The sequence below is a fragment of the Saccharopolyspora sp. genome (genome assembly GCF_017434145.1).
In the GTDB taxonomy this organism is placed as follows: Bacteria; Actinomycetota; Actinomycetes; order Mycobacteriales; family Pseudonocardiaceae; genus Saccharopolyspora_C; species Saccharopolyspora_C galaxeae.
The window spans coordinates 1-5,895 of record NZ_JAFRFW010000107.1 but is presented as its reverse complement, the minus strand read 5'-3'; the positions used below and the strand labels follow the sequence as shown (position 1 = coordinate 5,895).

Here is a 5,895-nt window from a genome sequence, read left to right as displayed (position 1 = left end):
CCTCCCGCGGTGGTCGCGGGTGGCTGGCGCTGGGGCTGGATCGTGCTGGGCGTGCTGGCTGCGGTCTCGGCCGTGCTGGTGATCCCCGCTTCGGCGCGCACGGCGGCACCTGCGCCCGCCGCGGACGGAGGCGGGTTCAGCGCGCGACCGATCGCTCCGGCGATGGTCGCCTACGGCCTGTTCGGCGTCGGCTACATCGCTTACATGACGTTCATCGCGGCGTTCCTGAAATCCGGCGGAGCCTCTTCCGCGGAGATCTCGGCGTTCTGGGCGCTGCTCGGCGCGGCCGCGGTCGGCGGCGGATTCCTTTGGGGCCCGATGCTGGGAAAGCTGCGCGGCGGCCGGGGATTGGCGGTGCTGCTGGTCGTGGTCACGGTCGGCGCGGTGCTGCCACTGCTCTCGACCGGGGCGGTCGCGGAGTTCGGCTCGGCGCTGCTGTTCGGCTGCTCGTTCCTGTCCGTGGTCACGGCCGTGACCACGGTCGCCCGCAACGCCCTCCCGCCGGACCGCTGGGCGGCCGCGATCGGCGCGCTGACCACGGTGTTCGCCATCGGGCAGTGCGCGGGTCCTGTGCTGGCCGGGTGGCTGTCGGACACCGGCGGCGGGATCGGCGCGGGGATGCTGCTCTCGGCGGCGATCCTGCTGGCTGCCGCCGCGGTGGCGCTGGCGCAGCGGACCGAGCACTCCTGACTCATTCCGCGGGAGAACCGGGCGCGGTCGCGCAGCGGCGGCCGAGAGCTGCGACCGCCTCGTGGAGTTCGGGTGGTCCGATGACCTGGAAGTCGGCGTCGAACCGGCCGATCAAGGCCGCCAGCGCCGGCCACGACCAGGATCCGGCGACGAAGCGGCAGCGGCCGTCGTCGACCGGTTCGACCAGGGCGTCGTCCGCGAACTCGGCGATCTCATCGGCGGGCCGGTCCAGGATCACCTCCCCGCGGCACGGCCAGCCTTCCACGCCCCGGAACTTGGCGGTCACGAACGCCGCCACGTCTCCCCCGGGCAGTTCGCGCGGGGTGAAGCGCGGCCCGGTGGGCGTGCGCGGAGTGATCCGGTCGGCGCGGAAGGTGCGCCAGTCCTCCCGGTCCAGGTCCCAGGCGACGAGATACCAGCGTCCACCCCAGGTGACGAGGTGGTGCGGCTGCACCCGGCGCGAGCCGTCGCCGTTGACCGGGCGCCGATAGTCGAAGCGCAATTCCTCCCGCGCGTGCACTGCCGCGCTCAGCGCCACGAGCACATCGCGTTCCACCTCAGCCCGGCCCTGCGGCACGGGAACCGCGGTGATCTGGAGAGTGTCGACGCGGTGGCGCAACCTGGCGGGCAGCACCTGCCGGACGGTGTGCAGCGCCCGCTCCGCCGCCTCCTCGATCCCGGCCCCGGCGGTGGTGGCGAGCTGGAGCGCGAGTGTGAGCGCGACCGCCTGGTCGTCGTCGAACAGCAGCGGGGGCAGCTCGCTTCCCGCACCGAGCCGGTAGCCGCCGTCCGGCCCCTTGCTGGCCGCGATCGGATAGCCCAGCTCCCGCAACCGGTCCACGTCGCGGCGCACGGTGCGCGGGCTGACGCCCAGTCGTTCGGCGAGCCGCTCGCTCGGCCAGTCCCGGCACGCCTGCAACAGGGACAGCAGCGACAGCAACCGCGCTGAGGTCTTCGGCATGAATCCCATCCTGCCCGCAGAAGCGGCCACTACCTGTCCGCTACCGGTGCGAAGGTTCCTCCGTACCGACAACCGAGCAGGACCGGAAGGACGCACCGTGACCACGAAATCGACCCTCGACGCCGAACGCGCCGATCTGCTCGCCCAGCTCACCGACGCCCGTGCAGCACTGATCGCCACCACCGACGGGCTGGACGACGAGCAGGCCGGTTCGCGCCCGACGGTCAGCGAGCTGTGCCTGGGCGGGCTGATCAAGCACGTCGCGTCCGTGGAGGAGCAGTGGCTGCGCTTCGCGGTCGACGGCCCCGCCGCGATGACTTCGAGCTGCCCGACGGCGTCACGTGGGCCGACATCATGGCCGGCACGGCGAGCAGCTATCCGCAGTGGATGATCGAGCACGGCCGGGATTTCCGGATGTCGCCCGAGGACACGCTGGCCGCGATCCTCGCCCGCTACGAGCGGGTCGCGGCCCGCACCGCGGAGGTCGTCGCCGCACTCCCCGACCTGAACGCCGAGTTCCCGCTGCCGGAGGCGCCGTGGCACCGGCCGGGCGAGGTGCGCAGCGTGCGGCGGGTGCTCACGCACGTGATCTCCGAGACCGCTCAGCACGCCGGCCACGCCGACATCCTGCGCGAGACCATCGACGGGCGGCGCGCGTCCTGATAACCGCGCCGCGACTCGTGAGCGAGCGGACCGTTCGACCGGCTGGATGGGGCGAACGGTCCGCTCGTTCCGGGCTCAGCGGTCGAAACGACCGGACTTGATCGCGCCGATGAACGACGACCACGCCGTAGCGCCCGCGGTGAAGAACCCGGCGCCACGATCCTTCGTGTCGCGCACCGCCGCGCCGCTTCCTGTGCGGGCTACCTCGACGCACGCGGTCTGTTGCTGAGAACGACTGGACTTGCGCCATCCGTAGGCCTGCTGGTTCATGCTCAGGTCTCCATCTCTCTGGCGGCCTCGACGATGAGCGCGCTGGACTCCTGCTCACTCATCGCCAAGTTCCGGAGCCTATCCGTGGCGGACTGGTAAGTACACGTGTCCTCGGGCTCGTGCAGGAAGACTCGGGAGTTGTAGTGCTCCAAGTGCACGATCGGAGCGGACGACGGAAAGCCGAACAAGATGTAGGAACCGGCGTGCCCTGGATGCCACACGTCCATTTCGGGCACCACCCGGACGGTGATGTTCGGCTTTTCTGCCATCTTGCAGAGGTGCCGGAGCTGCTCAGCCATCACCGGTTTCCCGCCGATCCTCGTCCGCAGCGCGGCTTCCATGATCAGCGACTCGAGCCGCGGGGCCGACTTCGCATTGAGGACCTCTCGTCGGCCCACCCGCAGCGTGACCCTGGTTTCCAAGTCAGCGGATGGAAGGTCGGCCATCACCGCGCGGGCGTAGTCACTGGTCTGTAGCAGCCCAGGCATCACCATCGCGGACACCTCAACGATGTGGTTCGCGCTCCGTTCGAACTCGATCAGCGTCGTCAGCTCCTGATGCAGGCCGGGCGCGTTCGGCGCCAGCCAGTTCGTCCACTGCCGCCCGCGGGCCAAATCGAGACCGCGCTCACGCGCCGCGTCCGGTACCCCCAATGCGGTGAGCGTGCTCGCCACGAATTCGGACGAAGCGATGCTCTGCCCGTTCTCGTAACGGGACAGCTTCGAGTGGGTCGTGCCGAGACGACGCGCCAATTCGCGCACTCCCACGCCATTTTCCTGCCTTGCTTTGCGCAGTTCAGCGCCGATCACTCGCGCTTTCGGACTGCCTCCGTTGGTTCGTGCCATGCACCAGATCATATCGGCATATTCCCTGTTCATAGAGTCGCCCGATCGTAGATATTGTCGAGTTGATCGCTGTGGTCCATGATGGTTCGCACCGGACGGACCATCGACGCGATCGGCGCATGGACGTGACCGAGAAGGAAATTTCTCCGTGCACGCGGAAATCTGCGGGGGTGCATTTCATGACCGGAACGATGTGGACCGCATCGGCGCTCAACGCCGGGTCGGCATGGCACGCGGTGCGCAAGCTCGGCGGCTGGGTGTTGCCGACGGAATGCGGCGAATGGGTCTGCGGCCCGTTCCACGTGCGACGCGGACCTCGACCGGCCGCCGCGCTGGAGCGCGCGGTGTGCGGCGAGTGCGCGGAGGCGGTGAGCCCGCCGATGGCGGCGTGAACTTCGGGCACCTCCGGGTGCCCGTGCAGACGACCCGGTGCGCTGCCCCGAACAGGGCTCGGGTCGAAGGTCCGGCCGCGCCGCCACCTCCCCGACACCACCGGTGTCGCGGCCGGACCTGCCGGGCGCGGTCCTCTCCCTGCCGCGCCCGAAACCCGGTCGGGCGGTGCCCTCCTCGCCGCCCGGCCGGGGCCGGTCGATGCCGACCAGCACCGCCGGCAACTTGGGAGAACGGGAGCACACAAGGGAATCCGTTCGCGAGCTCGCGGGCGAGCAGCGCAACCGGTGATAGAGGTCGCCATGGCAGATCAGCACGACAACATTCGTCCATTGTGGAAAGATTCCGACCAGCCGCCGCGACGGCCCGGACTCGGCTCGGTGCGCACCTGGAAGGTCGCGGCGTCCCCGCACAACCAAGTGGCCGTTACCGGCCGCCGCGGTCCGCGTTCGGATCTGCTGCTGACCACGGGCCACGTCCACGTCGAATCCCTCGACCACGCCCAAGCTCATCTGCTGCTGCAAGCTCTCCGCGAAGCGATTAACTGGACTTGGCCCGCGGAGTGAAGGGCACGAGCAGCGCGTGCTACTCCATCCAATGCGGCTTCTGTCGGGGGAGATCGAAGGCGCTGCGGGCGGCGCGGTTGGATTCAGCCTCGCCCGCGATGACCGAGTGCAGGATGCCGTTGTACACCAAATCCCACACGTCCTGGTCATTCTGCAGGTCTTTGTCCCGCACCTTCAGCTCGCGGCCCGCGCCGTCTTTGAGCGCCAGGAGGTAGTCCAGGTCCCGCTTCTGCGCCGTAACCTCGACGAGTTCGTAGAGCCGCACCCACTTGTTTCCGACTCGCAGCCATTCGACACCTGCCGAGCACTCCGCCGACCGCACCACACCGAAGTACATGGCCACGACGAACAACAAGACAAATGCCCACACCGGCCACAATTTCATCCACTCGACGCTGCCGCCCTGCTCAGCGGTGAGACCGACGACCATCAACGGAATCATCCACGCAGCGGTGATCACAGCGTGGTACGCGGAGGACTTGAACCACGCCAGCACCGGTCCCTCACCATCAGGCGGCAAGGGCTTCATGGCGCGCGAAGTCACGCGGTGCCGATGGTCCTTGGACAACGGCTCGGCATCGTGTCGCAGCGGAGCCCGAGGCGGCCACGGCGTCCCCGTCTCGCGATTCGGTTTCGGTGGGAGTTCCTCCACCGCAAGGAAATTCGGGCGCTCCACGCAGTCTTCCGATCAGGACGATGTCGACGGGCGATCGTCTGCTAGCTGCCGGACCGAGGATCGGCGTGCGGAACCTTGAACGCCTTGTGCACGAGACCATTCGTCGCCGCGCCATTTGCGATGACCGAGTGCAGGATGCCGTTGTAGACGAGATCCCACAGGTCGCGGCTGCCCTGCAAATCCTGCGCCTGCACCATGACCGATCGACCTGCGCTGTCCTTGAAATCCAGATGGATCGCGTTGCTGCGATGCTTCGCCTTTATCTCGACCAACTCGTAGAGGCGCACCCAGGCATTGCCGACCTTCAACCACTCGGCGCCTGCCGCGCACACGACTGTCCGCTGCGCGAAGTAGACCGCAAGCAGCAGGAAAGGCAGTACAGCCCACGGCTGCCAGTAACTCATCCACTCAATGCTGATTCCCTGAAGGACGGTGACACCGAGCGGATACAGCAGTAAGCCCCAAGCAGTGACCAACAACGCCCGACGACGGGAGGCTTTGAACCACGCCAGCAACGGTCCTTCTCCGTCCGGCGGCGCCGGAACCTTGTCCGGATCGGTCACCCGACCACGATTTTCTTCCTCGGCCGACTTCTCCTTATATAGGAAACCAGGCGCGCGGGGTGGACGAGGATCGCCGGTGTCCCGATCCGGCTTGGGAGGAAGCTCGCCGACAGCCAAGAAACGCCGATCGGTCATGAGACACCTCGGTTCAACGACAGAATTTTCAGCACAGTCAATCTCCCCTCGCGGCACTCACGCCTTCGGTGGCGGCCATGCTTCCGGCGATACCGCCGACGACGCCACCGACCACGGTTCCGACTCCTGGGCAGAT

At 68.1% G+C, this 5,895-nt stretch carries 8 protein-coding genes and 1 pseudogene; 4 read left to right on the top strand and 5 right to left on the bottom strand.

The window, feature by feature from the left end:
• A partial coding sequence (locus tag IJH84_RS02910) for a YbfB/YjiJ family MFS transporter (RefSeq protein WP_295139885.1) occupies nt 1-690 on the top strand: 690 nt, incomplete at its 5' end.
• A gap of 1 nt (nt 691) precedes the next feature.
• Here IJH84_RS02910 and IJH84_RS02905 read toward each other — a convergent pair.
• The gene (locus IJH84_RS02905) at nt 692-1,651 is read right to left on the bottom strand and encodes a YafY family protein (protein ID WP_295139883.1); all 960 of its coding nucleotides are present in this window, start codon (nt 1,649-1,651) and stop codon (nt 692-694) included.
• Between the two features lie 97 nt (nt 1,652-1,748).
• Here IJH84_RS02905 and IJH84_RS02900 point away from each other — a divergent pair.
• Nucleotides 1,749-2,314 (top strand): annotated as a pseudogene (locus IJH84_RS02900) (DinB family protein).
• A 75-nt stretch (nt 2,315-2,389) separates the two neighbouring features.
• Here the strand turns inward: IJH84_RS02900 and IJH84_RS02895 are convergent.
• Both IJH84_RS02895 and IJH84_RS02890 read right to left on the bottom strand, forming a co-directional pair.
• On the bottom strand, nt 2,390-2,584 hold the full coding sequence (locus tag IJH84_RS02895; RefSeq protein ID WP_295139881.1) for a DUF397 domain-containing protein: 195 nt from the start codon (nt 2,582-2,584) through the stop codon (nt 2,390-2,392).
• Between the two features lie 2 nt (nt 2,585-2,586).
• Nucleotides 2,587-3,429 carry a helix-turn-helix transcriptional regulator gene (locus IJH84_RS02890; RefSeq protein WP_295139879.1) on the bottom strand — a complete coding sequence of 281 codons (843 nt, stop codon included), beginning with the start codon at nt 3,427-3,429 and terminating at the stop codon, nt 2,587-2,589.
• Nucleotides 3,430-3,608: 179 nt separating this feature from the next.
• Here IJH84_RS02890 and IJH84_RS02885 point away from each other — a divergent pair, with 179 nt between their 5' ends.
• Nucleotides 3,609-3,821: a hypothetical protein gene (locus IJH84_RS02885; protein ID WP_200070113.1), complete on the top strand. Its 213-nt coding sequence runs from the start codon at nt 3,609-3,611 to the stop codon at nt 3,819-3,821.
• Between the two features lie 300 nt (nt 3,822-4,121).
• Nucleotides 4,122-4,385: a hypothetical protein gene (locus tag IJH84_RS02880; protein WP_295139876.1), complete on the top strand. Its 264-nt coding sequence runs from the start codon at nt 4,122-4,124 to the stop codon at nt 4,383-4,385.
• 19 nt (nt 4,386-4,404) lie between these two features.
• On the opposite strand, the gene IJH84_RS02875 is transcribed toward IJH84_RS02880, so the two are convergent.
• Both IJH84_RS02875 and IJH84_RS02870 read right to left on the bottom strand, forming a co-directional pair.
• Nucleotides 4,405-4,953, bottom strand: coding sequence for a hypothetical protein (locus IJH84_RS02875; protein WP_295139874.1), 549 nt, complete (start codon nt 4,951-4,953; stop codon nt 4,405-4,407).
• A 149-nt stretch (nt 4,954-5,102) separates the two neighbouring features.
• Entirely contained in the window at nt 5,103-5,759 is a 657-nt protein-coding gene (locus IJH84_RS02870) for a hypothetical protein (protein WP_295139873.1), read from the bottom strand.
• Nucleotides 5,760-5,895: the final 136 nt, after the last annotated feature.

Bases quoted from the DNA above. Each gene is read 5' to 3' on its own strand.
- IJH84_RS02905 (WP_295139883.1), bottom strand. From the start codon at position 1,651: ATGCCGAAGACCTCAGCGCGGTTGCTGTCGCTGCTGTCCCTGTTGCAG.
- IJH84_RS02895 (WP_295139881.1), bottom strand. From the start codon at position 2,584: ATGAACCAGCAGGCCTACGGATGGCGCAAGTCCAGTCGTTCTCAGCAA.
- IJH84_RS02890 (WP_295139879.1), bottom strand. From the start codon at position 3,429: ATGGCACGAACCAACGGAGGCAGTCCGAAAGCGCGAGTGATCGGCGCT.
- IJH84_RS02885 (WP_200070113.1), top strand. From the start codon at position 3,609: ATGACCGGAACGATGTGGACCGCATCGGCGCTCAACGCCGGGTCGGCA.
- IJH84_RS02880 (WP_295139876.1), top strand. From the start codon at position 4,122: ATGGCAGATCAGCACGACAACATTCGTCCATTGTGGAAAGATTCCGAC.
- IJH84_RS02870 (WP_295139873.1), bottom strand. From the start codon at position 5,759: ATGACCGATCGGCGTTTCTTGGCTGTCGGCGAGCTTCCTCCCAAGCCG.